The 19,143-nt window shown below is 72.7% G+C and carries 15 protein-coding genes and 3 pseudogenes; 7 read left to right on the top strand and 11 right to left on the bottom strand.

All coding sequences use genetic code 11. From position 1 onward, the window contains the following. Positions 1–26 precede the first annotated feature (26 nt). A complete protein-coding gene (locus ACIPFH_RS18315) occupies positions 27–674 on the bottom strand; it encodes a hypothetical protein (protein WP_401827611.1) in 648 nt (215 codons plus the stop codon). 341 nt (positions 675–1,015) lie between these two features. On the opposite strand from ACIPFH_RS18315, the gene ACIPFH_RS18310 reads away from it, so the two are divergent. Both ACIPFH_RS18310 and ACIPFH_RS18305 read left to right on the top strand, forming a co-directional pair. Then, a complete protein-coding gene (locus ACIPFH_RS18310; protein WP_401827610.1) occupies positions 1,016–2,341 on the top strand; it encodes an alpha/beta fold hydrolase in 1,326 nt (441 codons plus the stop codon). Positions 2,342–2,426: 85 nt separating this feature from the next. Further along, positions 2,427–2,936 carry a molybdenum cofactor biosysynthesis protein gene (locus tag ACIPFH_RS18305; RefSeq protein ID WP_401827608.1) on the top strand — a complete coding sequence of 170 codons (510 nt, stop codon included), beginning with the start codon at positions 2,427–2,429 and terminating at the stop codon, positions 2,934–2,936. Between the two features lie 33 nt (positions 2,937–2,969). Here the strand turns inward: ACIPFH_RS18305 and ACIPFH_RS18300 are convergent, their stop codons facing one another. The 3 genes from ACIPFH_RS18300 to ACIPFH_RS18290 form a co-directional block, all read right to left on the bottom strand. Then, a complete protein-coding gene (locus ACIPFH_RS18300) occupies positions 2,970–3,419 on the bottom strand; it encodes an ATP-binding protein (RefSeq protein WP_401827606.1) in 450 nt (149 codons plus the stop codon). A gap of 465 nt (positions 3,420–3,884) precedes the next feature. Continuing rightward, a complete protein-coding gene (locus ACIPFH_RS18295; protein ID WP_401827605.1) occupies positions 3,885–4,721 on the bottom strand; it encodes a chitosanase in 837 nt (278 codons plus the stop codon). Positions 4,722–4,912: 191 nt separating this feature from the next. Beyond that, positions 4,913–5,215, bottom strand: a complete 303-nt coding sequence (locus ACIPFH_RS18290) for a hypothetical protein (RefSeq protein ID WP_401827603.1) — start codon at positions 5,213–5,215, stop codon at positions 4,913–4,915. Positions 5,216–5,339: 124 nt separating this feature from the next. On the opposite strand from ACIPFH_RS18290, the pseudogene ACIPFH_RS18285 reads away from it, so the two are divergent. Further along, positions 5,340–6,099 (top strand): annotated as a pseudogene (locus ACIPFH_RS18285) (alpha-amylase); the annotation flags it as partial. A gap of 28 nt (positions 6,100–6,127) precedes the next feature. Here ACIPFH_RS18285 and ACIPFH_RS18280 read toward each other — a convergent pair. Beyond that, a complete protein-coding gene (locus ACIPFH_RS18280) occupies positions 6,128–6,400 on the bottom strand; it encodes a hypothetical protein (RefSeq protein WP_401827601.1) in 273 nt (90 codons plus the stop codon). 153 nt (positions 6,401–6,553) lie between these two features. Between ACIPFH_RS18280 and ACIPFH_RS18275 the strand changes: the two genes are divergently transcribed. Continuing rightward, complete coding sequence (locus ACIPFH_RS18275; protein ID WP_401827600.1) at positions 6,554–7,258, top strand: hypothetical protein; 705 nt, start codon at positions 6,554–6,556, stop codon at positions 7,256–7,258. Between the two features lie 262 nt (positions 7,259–7,520). Here ACIPFH_RS18275 and ACIPFH_RS18270 read toward each other — a convergent pair. Next, positions 7,521–7,682: pseudogene (locus ACIPFH_RS18270) on the bottom strand (cation/H(+) antiporter); the annotation flags it as partial. 273 nt (positions 7,683–7,955) lie between these two features. Beyond that, positions 7,956–10,226 carry a M4 family metallopeptidase gene (locus ACIPFH_RS18265; protein ID WP_401827598.1) on the bottom strand — a complete coding sequence of 757 codons (2,271 nt, stop codon included), beginning with the start codon at positions 10,224–10,226 and terminating at the stop codon, positions 7,956–7,958. Positions 10,227–10,670: 444 nt separating this feature from the next. Here ACIPFH_RS18265 and ACIPFH_RS18260 point away from each other — a divergent pair, with 444 nt between their 5' ends. From ACIPFH_RS18260 to ACIPFH_RS18250, 3 genes are all read left to right on the top strand, one after another. Then, positions 10,671–12,617 (top strand): NAD-binding lipoprotein, encoded by a 1,947-nt coding sequence (locus ACIPFH_RS18260; protein ID WP_401828063.1) that lies wholly within the window; start codon positions 10,671–10,673, stop codon positions 12,615–12,617. 142 nt (positions 12,618–12,759) lie between these two features. Beyond that, positions 12,760–13,227, top strand: a complete 468-nt coding sequence (locus ACIPFH_RS18255; RefSeq protein ID WP_401827597.1) for a hypothetical protein — start codon at positions 12,760–12,762, stop codon at positions 13,225–13,227. A gap of 60 nt (positions 13,228–13,287) precedes the next feature. After that, positions 13,288–13,839, top strand: coding sequence for a precorrin-3B C(17)-methyltransferase (locus ACIPFH_RS18250; protein WP_401827595.1), 552 nt, complete (start codon positions 13,288–13,290; stop codon positions 13,837–13,839). A 21-nt stretch (positions 13,840–13,860) separates the two neighbouring features. On the opposite strand, the gene ACIPFH_RS18245 is transcribed toward ACIPFH_RS18250, so the two are convergent. From ACIPFH_RS18245 to ACIPFH_RS18230, 4 genes and pseudogenes are all read right to left on the bottom strand, one after another. After that, on the bottom strand, positions 13,861–14,313 hold the full coding sequence (locus tag ACIPFH_RS18245; protein WP_401827593.1) for a flavodoxin family protein: 453 nt from the start codon (positions 14,311–14,313) through the stop codon (positions 13,861–13,863). Between the two features lie 117 nt (positions 14,314–14,430). After that, positions 14,431–16,357 (bottom strand): annotated as a pseudogene (locus tag ACIPFH_RS18240) (DUF2264 domain-containing protein). A gap of 22 nt (positions 16,358–16,379) precedes the next feature. Next, positions 16,380–17,435 carry a LacI family DNA-binding transcriptional regulator gene (locus tag ACIPFH_RS18235; protein ID WP_401827591.1) on the bottom strand — a complete coding sequence of 352 codons (1,056 nt, stop codon included), beginning with the start codon at positions 17,433–17,435 and terminating at the stop codon, positions 16,380–16,382. A 52-nt stretch (positions 17,436–17,487) separates the two neighbouring features. Then, entirely contained in the window at positions 17,488–19,137 is a 1,650-nt protein-coding gene (locus ACIPFH_RS18230; RefSeq protein WP_401827589.1) for an extracellular solute-binding protein, read from the bottom strand. Positions 19,138–19,143 lie beyond the last annotated feature (6 nt).

Raw genomic sequence — 19,143 nt, 5'->3', positions numbered from 1 at the left:
GAGCGGACCGGTTGGCGGCGGTCGGGTCAGCCCAGGTGGGCGGTGTCGACGGTGACCGAGTCGGTGTCGGAGGCGGTGACGGTGAGGTAGCCGGGGTCGCCGTTGCGGTCGAGGTAGCACATCGCGTACCCGATGGAGACGGCCGTCTGCCGTACCGGGTTCTCGGCGACGGCCTTCCGGCAGCTCTCCGCCGTGGGCACCTGGGACGAGCCCCAGGAGGCCAGTTCGCCGCTGGTGGACATCAGGGAGCCGCCCTGGATGTAGAGGGCGTCCGTGCCGGCGTCGGCGACCACGGGCGGTGTGTGCGTGAAGTCGTAACCGGTCGGCGCCTTCTGACTGTCCGACTGCTCCATGACGAAGCCGCGCACCAACGCGGTCGACGGCGAGGAGCCCGAGTCGGGCAGGCCGGCCGTGAGCGCCGCGCCTCCTCCCCCGACGACCGCCACGGCGGTGAGTCCGGCGATCAGCGGATGTGCGAACGCCAGGCTGAGCAGGGGTCCGATCACCGGGATCGAGAACTTCAACTGTGTGTTCTTCTGCGTGATCCTGGCGCTGCCGCTCGCGGTCGCCGTCTGCGTCGAGGAGTGGTGGGTGCCGGGCGGGGCCGGCACGAAGGCGTCGTCGCGGGAGCCGTGGTCGCCGAGTTGCGCGCCGCGCGTGCGGTCGGGGTTCATGGCTCGGGACGCTAGCGACACCCGACCCCGCGGTCCTGCCATGTCAGTGATTGTCGCCAATGGACCGCTTATGGGCGTTCGCCGTGATGTGTGTGATCGGCGATGTGAAGGCTTCGGACTTGCTACCGGGCAGTCATATTACTGAACCGTAACCTACCGACCGCTACCCGAGGTAACCAATCCCTCGCTACGGTCCTGACAGTTCGTCTAAGAGCGGTGCGGGCAGCGGTGGGCGACCGAGGCCTCGCGCCGCTCGGTCGTCACGGTCCGTACCCCACCGGGCCGTCCGCCACCCGAGCCGCAGACGAAGGCTCGGCCTCCCACCTTTCCGGAGGTCCGCCATGCCCGCCCCCACCCGCCTGCTGGCCGCAGCCGTCACCGCTGCCGCCTGCCTCGGCGTCACCGCAGTACCCGCCGAAGCGACCCCGCAGCCGGACGCCGTGGTCTCGCGCGGCGTCACCATCCCCACGTTCTACAACCCGCCGGCCACCCTTCCGGCGGCCGACGGCGCCCTGATCCGCTCCGAACCGCTCCCCCTGGCATTGAGCCTGCCGGGTATCGAAGGGCCGCTGCCCGGCACGGCGACCCGCCTGATGTACAAGTCCACCGACTCGGCCGGCCGGCCCATGGCGGTCACCGGCGCCTACATCGAACCGACGGCCCGCTGGGCGGGCGCCGGACCGCGGCCGCTGGTCGCCGTGGCCCCCGGCACGATGGGCCAGGGCGACCAGTGTGCCGCCTCCCTCGGCCTCGAACACCCACTCCTCGTCAACGGCCGGACGCTGTCCGTCGGTTACGAGGACCTGGCCATCTACCGGCTCCTCGCCCGGGGCATCGCCGTCGTGGTCACCGACTACACCGGACTGGGCACGACCGACCGGCTGCACACCTACGTCAACCGGGTGGACGAGGCCCACGCCGTCCTGGACGCCGTCCGCGCGGCCCGATCCCTCGACGCCGCGTCGCTGACGGCCGCCTCCCGGGTGGCGCTGTACGGCTACAGCCAGGGCGGCGGAGCCACCGCGGCCGCCGCCGAACTCCAGCCTTCGTACGCCCCCGACGTCACCCTCGCCGGGACCTATGCCGGGGCTCCGCCGGCCGACCTGGTCGCCGTCACCAAGGCCATCGACGGAAGCGATCTGGCCGGCGCGCTCGGCTGGTCGGTGAACGGTTTCCTGGAGTCCGATCCCGCCCTCGTGCCGATCGCCGAAGCGCACCTGAACGCGGCGGGCCGTGCCGCGCTCAAGGACCTCTCGACGATGTGCGTGGGCGATGCGCTCCTCTCCTACAACTCGGCGAGCAGCACCACCTGGACCACGGACGGGCGTTCCCTCAGCGACATCATCCAGTCCGAGCCGGCCCTCAAGTCCTTCCTCGCCGACCAGCGCATCGGCACCCTCGAGCCGGCGTCTCCGGTACGGGTGGCGACCGGCACCGCCGACAACCTGGTCCCGCACGCCCAGGCGCGCGCCCTCGCCGTCGCGTGGTGCGCCAAGGGCGCCGACGTCACCTACAAGCCGCTGGTCCTGCCCGGTCTCGGCAACTCCCTGATCAACCACTTCACCCCGTTGCTCGTCGACCAGGGCGAGGCGATCTCCTGGCTGACCGACCGGCTCGACGGCAGGCCCGCCACGTCCAACTGCGCAAGCCTTCCTCTCAAGCCCTGACACGAGTCAGCCGGCGGCGACCGGTACGCGCAGTCGCGACGTACCGGCCGCCGCCGTGCCCCGGCCTCCGGCCTAGGGTGGGTCCATGACAGAGGTCGAGGTGATGGAGCTGCTGGTGTCGGCGTCGCACCGGTTCGCCGGGCGGCCCGCGGCCGGACCGTCGGACGGCCCGGCCGACGAACTCGTGCCTCAGGTCCAGGTCCGCCGCGGTCTCGGACTGGTCGGCGACCGCTACTACGGCCGCCCGGCCCACAGGGACGCGTCGGTGACCATCATGTCCGCGGAGAACCTGCCCCGGCACATCGACCCGGCCGTCGGCCTCCCCCAGACGCGCCGCAACATCCTGCTGCGCGGCGTCGACATCGACTCCTGCGTCGGCTCGACGATCGTGCTGGACTCCGGCGCCGGCCCCGTGGCCTTCGCCGTGCACCGGCCGGCACGGCCCTGCGCGTGGATGGACGTCACCGTCGGTCCCGGAGCGCAGCGCGCGCTGCGCGGCAAGGGCGGCGTGCGCTGCACACCCTTGTCCGACGGTGTGCTCGTCCTGGGCAGGGCCACGTTCCGTGTCGCCGACGAGGCCCCCGTCGGCGACTGAGAGCGCTCAGCGGTCACGGAACGGCGGGCCGTTTCAGGCTTCCTCGGACAGGGCCAGGCGGGCGAGGATCCGTTTGCCGACCGGCTCCTGTGCGACATGGAAGTCGTCCGCGACGGCCCGCACGATCTCCAGGCCGTGCTGGCCCACGCGCGTCGGATCCGGTGCGCGTGGCACCGGCAGCACCGGATCGCTGTCCCAGACGATGATCTCCACCGCGGCGCCGGCGATACGCAGCTGGAGCAGGACCGGCCCGGGCGCGTATCTCAGCGCGTTGGTGACCAGCTCGCTCACCACGAGCTGCGACAGGTCCATGGCCCGGGCCGACACGGCCAGGCCCTCCCGGCTGCGGACGCGGCTCAGGAAGTCGCCGGTGAGCCGGCGCGCCCGGGCGATACAGCCGTCCCGGCCGTCCAGTGCCACCGTCGTCTCCGCAGGGCCCCCGTCGGGGACGGAAGAACCCTGGTCGGGCGGGACACGTTCCATCCGGACCGCCTTCAGTACCCCGTTCATATCGGCGCGACTACCCACGAACCGACCTCGTACGCCCCAGCCGCCCCACTCACTCAGTTATCCCCGCCGGTGGACGAGGCCGCCACCCGAAGCCCGCACGGTCCCCCGCGTCGGCGCATGGTGGTTCTCGCCGTGGTACGGCCCGGAACGGCCGTGCGGCGGGCCGGGTGCGGCCGGCCGGTGCGGCGGGCCGGGTGCGGCCAGCCGGTGTGCGGTCGGCCGGTGTGCGGTCGGCCGGTGTGCGGCCGACGCGACCGCCGTCCGCACCGGGAAGGGTGAGCCACTCGGGCCACCCGGCGCATCCGTGCTGCCGGCGCGTGACCGACGGTACGGCCGGCCCGTGGCGACCCGACGGTCCCGCGCCGGACGTGGCGGACCGGGCCGGCCACGCGCCGCAGGCCCGCACGCCGCGTCCGGCGCGGGATCACCGAGGGGCGCTCAGCCGATGTGGTAGCTGTCGCCGTACACCTTCCAGTCCAGGGGTGGGTCGAGGTCGAGGTTGCCCTTGCGCAGGAACACCCGCTGGCCGGTGTCTACGCGGCTGGTGTCGCTGTGCGCCTCCTCCTGCTTCATGGCCCAGACCCGGGCGTCGAGGAAGGCGTTCAGATACGTCGTCTCGTCGCCGCCCTGGGCTGGCGGCTTCGCCTTGGTCAGCGCGCGCTTGCGGATGTTGCGGAAGCTGGTGGAGTCGGTTCCGTCGCCGTGCATGACGATGGCGTCGTAGTAGGCGAACTGGCCGAGAGCGCGCAGGCCGTCCGTCTTGCCCTGCCGGACGGCGGGGTTGAAGTAGACGCGGTCGCGCTCGTCGTTCTGCGCCTGCTGGAACGCCGTGTCCTGGGCGGCCTTGCGCCAGTCCTTCGGGTAGTTCGGGTCGAGACCGGCGTGCGAGTCGCTGCCGTCGACCGCGCGCAGGGCGGGCAGGTACTTGGCGAGGACGTTGCCGGGCTTGCGGTCGCTGTAGAGCTGCACCAGGTCGAGCATGTCGTGGGTCCCGGAGCAGAACCCGATGATGCCGGCCGTGTAGCCGCGGCCGTCGCCGATGTCCTCGATGTACCGGTACTGGGCCTTCCAGTCGAGCGAGGAGTTCTCCGCGCTCGACACCAGCTTCATGGCGATCTCCTTCTTCGCCGGGTCGTCGAGGTCCTTCGCCGCGGGCGCGGCGGTCGCCCGGCGGGCGTCGAGGAGCGGCGCGGCCGCCAGGGCGCCGGCGAGGGCGAGGAAGAGGCGACGGGAGGTGGGGACGGGGCCGTCGACCGGCCGGGATATGTGCACCACAGTGGCTCCAGGTGAGGAGTGGGGGGTGGGATGACTCTGCACTGCAACTGACAGGAAAGTTTCCTATCAAGCTCGGGCGACAGAAGTAACCCATCGAAGCCATGTTCGTGCGATCGAACAAACAGACGCCTCGTCACCGATCCAGTACCGGCGAGCCCTCGTCACGGACGGTTCGTCATGCGACGCCGGGGCTAGAGCAGTCGAGCCATGAGGGTCATCAGGAACCCGACGAGTCCGATGTGAAAGATGACCATGCAGACCCACTGCGGCACGGACATGCGCCATGACGTCGCATGGAGGATTTCCCACTCGCTCACGGCGAACGCGGCCAGCACCAGGAGGAGCACCTCCCACAGCACGTTCCACCAGCCCGAGGGGGTCGACTCCGTCGTGCCGGCCATCGCGGCCGGGATGCGGGTCACGCGCCCGAGCAGGAAAAGGCCGAAAAGCAGCTTGTGCCAGCCGTGGCGGACCGCCGGCGTGGCCACCGTCACGCGACCAGTCGGAGTGGATCTTGTAGACATTCGCACATTTGACCACCCTCCCGCGATGGAAGCCATCGTTCCGGTCGCCCCGGGCAACGGCGACCCCGAACCCCCACCCCTGCGCCGGATCACGCCCGACCGCAGCCTGTTCTCCGGCATGGACATCATCGACATGCGGATGCACATGAACTTCGGTGACGCGCAGAACGCCTTCAGCAACGGCAAGGACTCCGACGACAGCGTCAACGACGCCACCTACAACGTGGTGTACGTGGACAGCCACGACTACGGCCCCAACAAGTCGAACACGCGCTACAGCGGCGGCACCGACGCCTGGGCCGAGAACATGGCGCTCATGTGGACCTTCCGCGGTATCCCGACGCTCTACTACGGGTCGGAGATCGAGTTCCAGAAGGGCAAGCAGATCGACTGCGGGCCGAGCTGTCCGCTGGCGTCCACCGGGCGCGCATACTTCGGCGACCACCTGGCCGGTTCCGTCACCGCCTCGGACTTCGGCACGGTGACGAGCGCGAGCGGCACGGTCGCCACCACCCTGGCCAGCCGCTGGTCGAGCACCTCCAGCGCTGAACCGGATCCGCCGTGCGGTACCGGCCCTCCAGACGGGCCAGTACTCGACCGACGGGATCACCGGCGGGATGGCCTTCAAACGCCGCTACACCAGCGGGAGCACGGACAGCTTCGCGCTGGTCACGGTCACCGGCGGGGCGAGCTTCACGGGTATCCCGAACGGCACGTACACGGACGCCGTCACGGGTGACGTGAAGAGCGTCTCCAACGGCTCCCTGTCGGTGGCGGCCCCCGGCGAGGGCAACCCGCGGGTGTACGTGCTGAACGGACCCGGCAAGGTCGGCGCCGACGGGCCGTGCCTCAAGTGGCACCGCATACAGGACCAGGGCTGGGTCAAGGGGCGCCCGGTGCGTCGCCCCGCCAGTCGAAACGGCGGTCGTCGTCACCGCGTCGTCCGTACAGGGCGCGGCCGCCGGGTCCGTAACGGCCTATCTCCGTGGTCAGCGCGACCTCGCGCAGTTCGTGATCGGACCGGTCCGTGACGTCCAGCAGCAGACCGTCCAGCGGGCCCCCCACCAGTTGCGCGTAGGCGCGCTCGGGGCGGGGGCTCGCGTCGTCGTGATCGGCGCCGTACACCCGGCCCCGCAAGAACTCAGCCTCGTCCATGACCAGCAGCTTGTCACCCGCCACTGACAACGGCCCGCCCGGCGGTCTTCGGCCAAGCCGATGGCGGAAAAGCAGCATACGGGCGCGATCTCCGACTCGACGGGTATCAACCCCTTACGCATCGTTGTGTATGGGGTGGGGGGGCCGACCCTGATGGCACGCAGGCGGGAGCGGACGCCGTCCGGCGAGTCGGCGCGTTCCCGGCGCCGGCGGGCGGTGCGTGAGCTGCGCGCGTCCGGCCGCTACGGGCCCCGGCTGCGCGAGGTCCTGCCGGCCCTCGCCGCCTCGGTCGTCGTCGCGTGCGGGGCACTCGGGGGACTGGCGCTGGTGTACCGCGCGGCCGGCGGGCCGGCCTGCGCGCTGTTCCTCGTGCCGCTCGTGGTGGCCGCCTGCGTCCTGCGCCGCCGGTCCCGCCGCCCCGCCCGGCGGCGGGGCGGGTACTACAGCGCCCAGGAGCTGGCGGAGCTGGACATGCCCGAGCTGGTGCTCGCCGTGGCCCGGATGCTCCGGCGGGACGGCTGGCGGGTGCTGCCGCCTCCCCGGCACGACACCCTTCATCTCGCCGCCCGCGACGGCCGCGGCCGACTGCTCGACGTGGCGTTCCGCCCTGTGGCCGAGCCGCTGCCCGACGAGGAGTCGGCCTGTTCCTGCCGGGCTCGGACGCGGGCCCGCGCGCGGGCCGGTCCCCCGCTGCGGCTCGTCGTGCACCGGGGCACGTTCACGCATCGGGACGAGGTGTGGGCCTCGCGCGAGGGCCGCACGTTCCTGATCGACGGCCCCCGGCTGCGGCTGTGGGCGCGTGGGACGCCGTTGGCCCAGCTCGCGGGCGGGACCGCCGCCCCGGCCGGGCGTGGCTGAGGCCCGCCCTATTTCAGCCGTCCTGCCCGACCCTCCTGCCCGACCCTCCGCAGGTAGGCGCCGAGGCGGGCGACGGCCGCCGTTGCGGGGACCGTCCACCAGGGCCACGTGGTCGAGGCCGACGATCCGGCGGTTCCTGACGGCCGAGACGCCGCGCACCGGGGCGCAGGACAGGAGGAAGAGCCTGCCGGGGTTGGTCAGGTCGGCGTAGAGGGCGTCGAGCGCGGCTCGATGCCGCGCGAGGTGTCCGTGCGGCCGTTGCGAAGTCGTGGGCGTCCCGCACCAGGACGAGGCCCGGGGTGTGCGGGCCGAGCAGCGTGCCGGCGAGGGTGAACAGAGGGATGGTCGGCAGGCCGAGGCGGGCGAGGAAGGCCGCGGCGAGGAAGGCGCCGCCCATGGCCAGCAGGGTGTCAGCGTGTCCCATGCGTCACCTCCCTTCACGGGAGGCCGAGTCGGGTTCGTCGCGCTGCGCGAGAGTGGATGGGCGGTTCTCCTTCGAACGTGGACGGATACGCCGCGGGCCGCGGTCGGCCGGCCTCGGCGTCGCCCGGCGTTCCGGGCCTCCTCCACGATCACGTGCCGACGGGGGTCCGCGCCATCGATGTCGACACCCATTTGTTCCGGAGGGCTTGCTTCCCCCCGACGCACCGCCGCCCGGGTCTCGAAAGACCCGGGCGGCGGCGTGGGGGGGGTGCGGTCAGGGAGTGAGCTGCCAGCGCTGGATGTACCCGACGTCGATCGACGCGCGGTCCTGGACGCGCAGCTTCCAGGTGCCGGTCAGCGGCTGGGCCGAGGCGTCGATCGTGAAGGTCTGGTCGACGTTGTCCGCCGAGCCGCCGCTGCGGTTGAGGAGCGAGTAGACGGTGCCGTCGGGGCCGACCAGGTCCACGGTCAGGTCACCGCGGTAGGTGTGGACGATGTTGACGTAGACCGAGGTGGTGGCGGAGGCGTTGCCGTCGCGGCCCTCGATGGTGATCGGGGACTCCACGGCGGCACCGTTGTCGGGGATGTCGACGCGGGTGGCGGTGGCGTAGATGTACGCGATCCGCCAGGTGAAGGTGTCCGTGACGGACGCGCCCGTGCCGTCGGTGACCGTGACGGCGACGTCGCTGTTGCCGAGGGTCGTCGGCGTCCCGGAGATCAGACCGCTCGCGCTGAGGGTCAGACCGTCGGGAAGACCGGTGGCCTCGTAGGTCAGGCCCGCACCGGAATTGGTGGTGTAGGCGTCCACCTGCAGGCTGACCGCCTGGCCGACGCCGCTGGTCTGGTCGGCGATCGGGGCGACGTTGACACCGAGGGCTATCCGGCTGCCGACGTTGATGGCGGCCCAGGCGTCGGCGACGGCGAGGTAGGTGGGGCTGTAGGCGCCGAACAGGTCACCCGCCGCCTGGAGGGTGGCGGTGCGGGCGCCCGCGTAGTTGGTCGACGAGGTCATGTAGGTCGTCAGTGCCCGGTACCAGACGGCGGCAGCGTTCTCGATGCCGATGCCGGTGACGGCCTGCCCGTCGTAGGTCGGACTGTCGTAGGCGACGCCGTTGACGGTCTTGGCGCCGCTGCCCTCGGAGAGCAGGTAGAAGAAGTGGTTCGCGGGGCCCGAGGAGTAGTGGACGTCGACGCTGCCCAGGGTGGAGCTCCAGCTGTCGCGGGAGGAGCCGTCCTTGGAGGGCTTGTCCATGTAACGCAGCGGGGTGCCGTTGCCGTTGATGTCTATCTTCTCGCCGACGAGGTAGTCGCCGGGGTCGGCGGCGAGGTTCGAGTGGAACTCGACGGCGGCGGCGAAGATGTCGGAGGTCGCCTCGTTGAGGCCGCCGGACTCGCCCGAGTAGGTCAGGTTCGCGGTGGCGGCGGTGACGCCGTGGCTCATCTCGTGGGCGGCCACGTCGAGGGAGGTCAGCGGGTGCGTGTTGCCCGAGCCGTCGCCGTAGGTCATGCAGAAGCAGCTGTCCTGCCAGAAGGCGTTGACGTAGCTGCTCCCGTAGTGGGCCCGGCTGTAGGCGGCGACACCGTCGTTGCGGATGCCGTTGCGGCCGTACACGTCCTTGTAGTAGTCCCAGGTGGCGGAGGCGCCGAAGGCCACGTCGACGCCCGCGGTCTGGCGGTTGGACGGCAGACCGTTGCCCCAGACATCGTTGTCGTCCGTGAAGAGGGTGCCGGTGCCGGAGGTGCCCTGGTTCAGGTCGTACGTCTTGTGCCCGGCGCGGTCGCCGTCGGTGAGCTGGTACGTCGATCCCGAGAGGGTGCTGCCGACGGGAACCGTACCGACGTACTGGCCGGTGCCGGTGCCGGTGTGCACCTTCTCGGCGGCGAGGATCTGCTTGCCCGTGCTCGCGTCGGTGACGACCTGGAGTTCGCTGGGCGTGCCGTCCTGCTGGACGCCCTCGACCACCGTCTCCCAGGCCAGGACGGGCTTGGTGGCGCCGGCCCAGACCACGAGGCGGGGCGCGCGCTCGGTCTCGGTGCCGGTGACGTCGGCGCTCTTGGCGGCCGCGAGAGCCTTGCCGGTGGCGTTGGACGCGGAGAGCTTCGGGGTGAGGGACGGCAGCGTGAGGGTCGCTCCGCTCGCCCTGGAGACGGTCGTGCGGTTGCTCTTGAGGTGGACGACCAGGTCTCCGCCGAGGACGGGCAGCCCGGCGTAGGTGCGCTCGTAGCGGGTGTGGGTGGTGCCGTCGGCGTCCTGGACGACGTCCTTGACAACGAGCTTCTCCCGCGCACCGAGGGCGAGTTGACGGGCCGTGGTGCCGGCCGCGGTCTGCGCGCTCTTGATCAGTGAGGCGCGGCGGGCCGCCGACAGGGGCGCCGCGGCGGCTCCTGCGCGAGGCACGGCGGTGATCTTGGCCGGGCCCGGGGCGGCCGGGGCCGCGCCCGCGGTGCCGGCGGGGGCTCCGAGGGCGAGCAGGGTCCCGATGGTGGTCAGCGCGAGGGCGGTGGCGCGTCTGCGCCGGAGGGTGGGGCGGTGTCGCCGGGGCAACGGGTTCTCCTTCTGTGCGACGGTCGGCCCGTGGTGGGGACCGAGGTGGGGGCGGACCGACGGGATGGGGCCGGTCCGGAGCGCTGCACGGCAGGCGGGTGGAAGGAGGTGGGGGGTGAGTGGGGGATGCCCCGCATGATGCGGGCGTGAAGGAATGGTGAACTTCGGCAGCAGCGTGGCACTGCGTGCCTCGTTTTGTCATGGGAATGCCAAAACAACGGCTTGAAATGACCATGCCTGACTGGGGATCCGTCCTGCTGGGCGCACGTTTTCAGCCGTGGGGACGGCCCTCCTCCCCGAAAGGGTGAAAGCGGGCACCCTCACGGCGTGTCGCGGCACGACGCACAGCAACCTGCGAGTTCAAGGGGCGACAGGAGTCGGCGGCAGGACACGGGGGGCTCGGTGGAAGGACAGCGGCGGGAGCCGGTTTCGTTGCGGGACCGGATGCGCTACCGGTTCGACAACACACTGGCCCGCAGCACCGGCAGACTCGTCGGCTGGCTGGCCGTGACCTGCCTGGGCATCGTGATTCCGGCGAGCGCCCTGATGGTGTGGACGGACCCCTCCTCACCCCGTTCGCTGTCGGGTCGGCTGGCCGCGGTGTGGCGGGTGAGCGCGGAGACCCTGCGGCTGGGCGCGGCGACCGGCGCCCCGCTGCGGATGCTGCTGTCCGTGCTGCTGGGCCTGGTGGCCCTGCTGTACGTGTCGACCCTGATCGGGCTGGTCACCACCGGCCTGACCGACCGGCTCACCGAACTGCGCCGAGGGCGCTCCACGGTGGTGGAGACGGGCCACTCGGTGGTGCTCGGCTGGTCGGAGCAGGTGTTCACGGTGGTCGGCGAGCTGGTCGCGGCGCGCGCCGAGCAGCGCTGGAGCGCCGTCGTGGTGCTCGCCGACCGCGACAAGACGGAGATGGAGGAGGCGCTCGCGGCCGCGCTCGGACCCACCGGCACCACGCGGCTGATCTGCCGCAGCGGTTCCACGGCCGATCCCGACGCGCTCGGGCTGGTGAGTCCGGGGTCGGCACACGCGGTGCTGGTCCTGCCGGGCGCGCATGCCACCGGGGACGCCGAAACGGTACGGACCCTGCTGGCCCTGCGCGCGGTCCTCGGCGAGCACGCGGGCCCACCGGTCGTCGCCTGCGTTCGGCACGAGCGGTACCGCACCGCCGCCGGCCTGGCCGCGGGACCGCGGGGCATCGTGCTGGAGTCGGACCGGACGGCGGCCGGGCTCATCGCGCACTCCGCGCTCCACCCGGGCCTGACGCCCGTGCTGCGGGAGCTCCTCGACTTCGACGGCGACGAGTTCTACATCACCGCCGCTCCCGAGCTCGCGGGACGTCGCTTCGGCGACGTCCTGCTCGACTGCGCCACGGCCGCCGTGGCCGGATTGATGCAGGCCGACGGCACTCCCCTGCTCAACCCGCCGCCGGAGACCGTCATCGCTCCCGGAGACCGCCTCGTGGTCGTGGCACCGGACGGCGACACGCCGCGGTGGGAGGACGCCCGGCATCTCGTGGCGCCGTCGACGCGCGCCGCGCACGGTGCGGGCCCGGACGAGCCGTCGCGTTTCCTGCTGCTGGGCTGGAGCCGTCGGGCGCCGCACCTGATCGACCGGCTGCGCCACAGCGCACGGCCGGGCTCGGTCCTCCACGTCGTCACGGACCCGACGGAGCACGTGCCGCCGACGCTGCCGGAACCGCGCCGGGATGCAGCGCTCGCCACCGGGTTCACCGTGACCTTCGGGACCGCCGATCCCACCGACCCGTCGTCCCTGCGCGGTCTCGACCCGAACTCCTACGACCGGATCATCGTGCTCGCGCCGGACACCGGGGACGACGCCGACCGGCCGGACGACCGCACCCTGGTCGTCCTGCTGATCCTGCGGTCGCTGGCGCAGGAGGCGGGGCGGACGGTGTCGGTGGTCGCGGAACTCGCCGACGAGCGCAACCGGGCCCTGGCCCCGCTCGGACCGGGCTCCGAGGCGGTCGTCGGCGGGCAGCTGACGGGGCTCCTCATGGCGCAGGTCGCGCAGAACGGACTCCTCGCCGGAGTGTTCGAGGCACTGTTCGCCGCCGGCGGCAGCGCGCTGCGGCTGCGTCCGGCACATCACTATGTTCTTCCGGACCGTCCCGCGTCCTTCGCCACGGTCGTGGCGGCGGCGCGCGACCGGCGCGAGTGCGCGATCGGCTACCGCTGTCACGACCCCACCGGGACGTCGGCGGGACACGGCGTCCGGCTCAATCCGGCCAAGGCCGGCATACGGGTCTGGAGCCGCGCGGACGACATCGTCGTGATCGTCACGGACGGCCCGGCGCAGGGCGGCACCGACGGGGCGGGCTCGGCAGGCGCCGCGGGCGCGCACAAGGGGGCGCGGGCGGACATCTCCTAGCGCGGACGACGTGGTCTCCGTCGCGCATCGCGGCATGAGCCGTTCGAGTGGTCCCCTTCCGCTTGTCGTCGTAGCGTCGGTAGGGAATCTCACCGGGGCGCGGCACCCAGACGGCCCCCGGTTCGGTCGGGCGGGAGCGGACATGCGACACACAACGAGAACAGCGGTCATGCTCTGTGCGGCGCTGGGCCTCACGGCGGCCGTCGGCTCGGCCTCGGCCGCGCCGGCCACGTCGCCGCCGGCGGCGCGCACGGCCGCGGTACGGCAGGCCACGGCGCCGGTGCTGGTCGACTGCTTCTGGCACCCTCAGGTGCGGCCCGGCGACTTCGTACTGGCGTGCGGCGACGGCAACAGCCGACTGGTCTCGCTGCACTGGGACAGGTGGGGCCCGGGCTCGGCGCGAGCCACGGGGGTGAACGTCGTCAACGACTGCGATCCCTACTGCGCGGCGGGACACTTCCACCCGTACGCCGTCGTCGTGAAGCTGGACCGGCCGCAGCCGTGGAAGAAGCACCCGCAGGTGCAGCACTACAGCCGGATCACCCTCACCTATCTCGGAGACAGGCCGGAGCAGTTCGCGCGTGTGGTGACGTACCCGCTCTGGAACTGAGCCGGTTCCCGCTCCCCTGTTCCCGACCGCCGTGTCATACCCGCCTGCCATGATCGATGCATGACACAAACTCGGCTACGGCGGCGGCTCGGCGCCCCGGTCCTGCTCGCCCTGCTCGTCCTCGCGGCCGGCTGCGCCGACCCGTCGAGCGACCCCCGGACCGCCGGTGCGGCGACGGCCTCCGCCCGGGCGAAGGGCTTGTGCCCGCCGCCGGAGGACACCCTGGCTTCGCCGTCGCCGTGCATCACCTCCGACTGGGACCAGCGGGTCGCCGAGAACCACGCCTACCGCCAGGCCCGGTCCCTCACCGCCGAGCAACGGGAGGTGGCCCAGCCGCGGGCGACGGCGCTGGCCGAGGTCCTGCGGCGGCTCGTGGCCAAGGGAACCACGCCGGACGGTCTGCGGACGGCCGCCGCCGAAGCGCTCGGTCTGGAAGCGCGCCAGATCGAGGTGCAGGGTGAAGTCCGGGTGCCCCTGCACGACATGCTCGTCGGCGGCGGGGAGGGCCCGGTGTGCGTCAACGGGACCATCGACAGCAGCGGTCACGCGACGGCGGAGGTCGTCGGGCGCACCCTCGACGGGGCGTGTCTGCCCGGGCTGGGCGGCCACTGACGTACGACGGTCCCCGGCCCGTCAGTCCATCAGCCCGGCCGCGACCGTCGCCCCCAGCTCCCAACAGGCCGCCACGTCCGCCTTGTCGGGTTCCCCGGTGACCGTGACCGGCTCGGCCGCGCGCCGCCAGCCCAGACCCGTGGTGACGGTCTCGACGGCGCGGACCGCGCCGGTGACGTCGTTGCCGCCGTGCACGTAGTAGCCGAAGGGCCGGCCGCGAGTGGCGTCGAGGCACGGGTAGTAGATCTGGTCGAAGAAATGCTTGAGCGCGCCGGACATGTAGCCGAGATTGGCCGGGGTGCCCAGCAGGTAGGCGTCGGCTGCCAGGACGTCGGACGCGGTCGCGGCGAGGGCGGCCCGCCGTTCGACGCGGACGCCCTCGATCTCCGGCGCCGTCGCGCCCGAGACGACCGCTTCGAACAGCGCCTGGCAGTGGGGCGAGGGGGTGTGATGGACGATCAGCAAAGTGGGCACGGCACGGAACCCTGCCCGCTCCCCCGGCCCGGCCGCAAGTGACGACGCGGCCGGGCCGGGGACCGGGGTCGCCGGTTGCTCCGCGCGGCACGGGACCCGGCAGCGGACCCGGCCCCGTCACTCCCGATCGGGCGCGGGAGCCACCGTCTCGGTCGTGCCGTCCGGGAACCGGACCTCCAGGGTGCCGTCGGAGAGGGGGACCGCGCCCGCTCCCGTCCGGACGTCCGCCGACACCAGTGGGTCCGCGGTGAGGACGACCAGCGTGGCCAGCGACAGCGTGCCGCCCGGGTGCGGCACGGTGAGGACCGGGACGGCCGAGTGGTCGCCGTAGGCGTTGTGGCCGCGGGCCCGGCTCACCTCGGCGGTGGCGTCGTCCCAGCCGGAGAGGCCGACGAGGGCCGAGGTCAGACCGTCGGTGCGGTGGACCGCCGCCCAGGACCCGCCCGTCCGCGCGAGCGGCGGGGCGTCGTCGCAGGCCACCGCCCAGCCGCCTTCCCGGACGGGCGTGCCGGCGGGGGCCTCGACGCGGTGGACGCGGATCTCCCACGGCCCGCGCACCACGCTCGCGGTGGTGATGCGCGTGCGTGCGTCGCCGTCCGGGACGAGCGGGGTGTGCCAGGACGCCGCGCGCCGGCCGTCCGCGTACAGCGGGTGGATCCGGCCGCGACGGGAGGGGCCGGCGGGGGTCAAGAGGGCGATGCGGTTGTCGGGGCCGGGCGGTTCGCCGGGGGGCGGGGTCTCGGGGGCCGTCGCGGTGGAATACGCGAAGGCCGTGTAGTGCGGGCTGTCGTCGGACGGGGCGGGCGGGGGCGGAAGCCGGTCGGTGCCGTGGTTGACCAGGCGGACGATCCCGTCGGCGGCCGTGGAGTGCAGCAGCCATCCCGGCGCGGGCAGGGTCAGGTGCCGGTCGGCCGTGTCGACGGGGCCCGCTTCCTCGGGCGCCGTCCACACCGGGTGGTCGGCGGGCAGCAGCAGACCGAGGAAGGCCTTGCTCGCCCAGTACGGGGAGGCCGGTCCCGAGTACGGCTGGGTGACGGGCAGGTAGGGCCGGTACCAGCCGAGGCGCAACAAGCCCTGGGCGTCGGGCACCTGATGGTCGGTGAAGTGCTTCAGGGCGCCCGAGGCGAGGCGGCGGGTGCGGCCGGGTGGCAGCGGGGTGGGCGTCGGCGAGGGCGCCCGCCCACAGCGGGGCGGCGGTGGCGTAGCGGTAGGTGAGGGAGCGTCCCTGGTGGACGGGGGCGCCGTCGGAGCCGAAGAAGTACTGGTGGACGCCGAGGAACTCGCGCAGGCGGGCACGGTGGCCGGCGACGCGGGCGGGGTCCGCGCGGGCGCCGGCGATGCGGGCCCAGAGGACGGGGTAGAGGTGCAGGGCCCAGGCGTTGTAGTAGTCGAACTTGCGGCCTTCGCCGTCGGTGTACCAGCCGTCGCCCCGGTACCAGTCGTCGAGGCGGTCCAGTCCCGCGTCGATCTCGGCGCGGTCGCAGGGACCGCCGACGGAGGCGAGGAACTCCTCGGTGATGACCTGGAACAGCCGCCAGTTGGAGTCGTTGGCGGTGGCGCCGACGAACCCGCCCAGCCAGACGAGCGTCATCTCCCTTGTCCGGTCGGACAGTCGGTCCCAGAGCCAGGGGCGGGTCTCGTGCAGGGCGACGGCGATGGACGCGGCCTCCACCATGGGCTGGCCGCGGTCGGTGATGGGCGGCCAGTGCTCCGGATGACGGGGGTCGACACCGGCGGCGAGTCCGGTGGCGTAGCGCTCGATCAGTGCGGGGCCGACGGCTCCGCCCGAGCCCGCGATCCGGAAGGCGGCGAGCAGGAACGAGCGGGCGTACCCCTCCAGGCCGTCCGACCGGGCGCCGGAGTGGCTGGTGCGGCCGGGCAGGCGGTACTGGGCGAGGCCGGGGGTGGCGTACGGCCGGATCGCGGCCAGCAGCCGGTCGGCGGTGGCCTCCCAGTGGGCGCGGGTGTAGCCGGTGTGCGGGGACAGGTCGGGGTCGGGGGACGGCAGTTGGCCGGCGTCGGCCGACAGGTGCGGCGCGGTCATACGGGGACGGTTCCTCCGTCGGTCAGTGGACGCGCCCGGGTGGGGGCGCGGCGACGCTGTCGCGTACGACGATGTGGGTGCCGAGCAGATGGTGGGTGGCCGCGGCCTGTTCGGGGTCGCGCAGGGCGATCCGCACGGCGGCGCGGCCGAGTTCCTCGGCGGGCGTGCGCACGGTGGTGAGGGGCGGGCTGAAGTCCTCGGCGAGCGGGATGTCGTTGTAGCCGACGACCGACATGTCGTCGGGGACGCGCAGTCCGGCCTCGGCGATGGCGCGCAGCGCACCGGCCGCGACCATGTCGTCGCCGGCGAAGACAGCCGTGAACTCCGGTCGTTCCTTGAGGAGTTCGGTCATCGCGCGCAGTCCTGCGGCCCGGCCCAGACCACAGTCGACGACGTGGGCGGCCGTAGGCGGGAGGCCGTGCTCGGCGAGGGCGGCCCGGTAGCCGTGTACCCGGGCGTCCAGGGCGGTGTTGCCGGGCAGTCCGCCGAGGAAGACGATCCTGCGGTGGCCGGCCGAGAGCAGGTGCCCGGTGATGGCGCGGGCCCCGGCCTCGTTGTCGAACTCGACGACGAGCGCGGGGATGTCGGGGTCGGGGGCCGGACGTCCGCACAGCACCAGGCGGGCCCCGGCGGAGGCGAGGGCCTGCGCGTAGTGCGCGACGCGTTCACGGTAGGCGTCGTCCTCGACGACCCCGCCGACGAGGATCACCAGCCGGGCACCCTCCTCCCGCATGAGCTGCACGAACTCCAGCTCGCGCTGCGGGTCCCCGCCGGTGGTCCCGACCAGGCAGAGCCATCCGTGGCCGGCGGCCTCCGCCTCGACGCCCTCGGCGACCTGGGCGTAGAACGGGCTGGTGACCTGGCGCACGACGACGGCGACCGTCTTGCGTCCGCCGCCGACGAGGGCGCGGGCGTGGGCGTTGGCGACGTAGTCCAGGGCCCGGGCGGCGCGCAGCACCCGGGTGCGGGTGGCGGGCGGTACCGGGTAGTTGCCGCTGAGCACGCGTGAGACCGTGGCCACGGACACGCCCGCCCGTTCGGCCACCTCGCGGATGGTCACCCGTCCCTGTGCCGTCATGTCGTACCCCGTTCCCCTCGCCCGTGTCCGTTCCGCCGCTGCCGCCGCCGACTCAGGTGTTGGCGTCGTACTCCTCGGCGAACTCCCCGGCCATTCTGTCGCCGCCGCGCGAGCGCCATTTCCGCACCGCCTCGTCGTACTCCGACATCGGGGCACGGCCGGCGATGACGGCGGTGACCGTGTCGTCCATCAGGGCCTTGAGGGTGGCGCCCTGGGAGGTCTCGGTGGCGGACTTGAGACCGAAGGAGGCGTTGCGGATCGCGACCGGGACCACTGTTTGCTGCCAGGTGTGCAGGGCTCGTACGGCATCGGGCAGCCCCGGCAGGAACAGCACCTGAGGGCCCTCGGCCAGATAGCGGAACGGCAGGTTGGAGACGTTCTCCACCTCGCCGAGCTTCGTCTGCCGCGGGGCGCCGTCCTTGCCGCGGGTGAAGTGGACCCCCTCCAGGCCGTAGTGGACCAGTTCCCACTCCTTGGTGCCGAAGGGGGCGGCGAGGTGGTCGAGGAGGCGCAGCAGCATCTGGACGCGTTCCTTCCCCGCCTTCTTGATGATCGTGTAGCCGAAGGAGCGGCGGGCGGCGACGATGCCGCCGGGGGCGCCGTCGACGCTGTACGGCAGGGCGGGCGCCGGGGTGAGCAGCCCCTCGGCGTCGGGGTAGCGGGTCTGGTAGGCGCCGAAGCCGTCCTGGAGGGCGGCGACGGTGCCGTTGAGGTAGAGGGTGCCGAGGTCCACCTGGGACATCGAGGTGGCGTCGGGGTGGTAGGACCCGTTCTTGCGCAGCTGGGCCTGGAAGGCGACGGCGGCCCGGTGGCGGTCGTCGCCGTAGTGGGGATGGAAGGTGCCGTTCTTGTCGACAGCCCAGGCGTTCGGGGCGTTGTGGGCGGCGGCGTGGACGGCGTTGCCGAAGAGGGAACCGACGGAGGCGCCGAGCGCGTACCGCTTGTCGTGGGTGGCCCTGCGGGCGACGGCCGCGAAGTCCTCGGAGGTCCACCCGGACTCCATGCCGGCCTCGGTGAACAGACCCTGGTTGAGCCAGAGGGTCGAGCCGGGCAGCGGACGTTCGAGGGGGATGCCGTAGAGCCGCCCGCCGATGCGCCCCATGTCGCGCCAGGCGTGGGCGGGGACGCCGGCCAGGTTGGGGTAGTCCTTGACCGCCTCGCCGGAGAGGTGGGGCGTCAGGTCCTCGGCCCTGCGCTGCACGAACTGGGCCTCGCGCGGCAGGGTGAACCCGCCGAAGACGTTGATGACGTCGGGCAGCGAGTCGGGGTCGCCCGCCATGACGGTGGCCATCTTCTTCTGGTAGTCGGCCTGCGGGACCACCGTGAACTCGATCTTCACGCCGAGGGCCTTCTCGACGGCCCGCCAGTACTGGTTCTGGGCTGCTCCCTTGGGCGGGGTGCCGAAGGTGACGGTCAGGACCTTCACGGTCGAGCCGTCGCCCGGCGTCCGCGCTACCGAGGTGGCGAGCGAGGAGGGGTAGGACGTGTAACCGGCCTGGACGCCCGTGTCGGTGGGCGCGAGGTCGGGCCGGGGCCCGGCGCCGACCGCGTAGGCGGGCCAGGGGGCGAGGTCCTTGCCCGCGTTGGAGACGTCCTTGTCGTCCGAACCCGTGGAGCAGGCGGTGAGCAGGCCGGGGACGGTGACGGCGGCGCCTCCCGCGGCCACGGATCGCAGCAGCGTGCGTCGGGACATGCTGGGCATGACGAA

The sequence above is a fragment of the Streptomyces sp. NPDC088157 genome (assembly GCF_044741545.1).
Lineage (GTDB): Bacteria > Actinomycetota > Actinomycetes > Streptomycetales > Streptomycetaceae > Streptomyces.
This window is presented reverse-complemented; position numbering and strand designations above follow the sequence as displayed.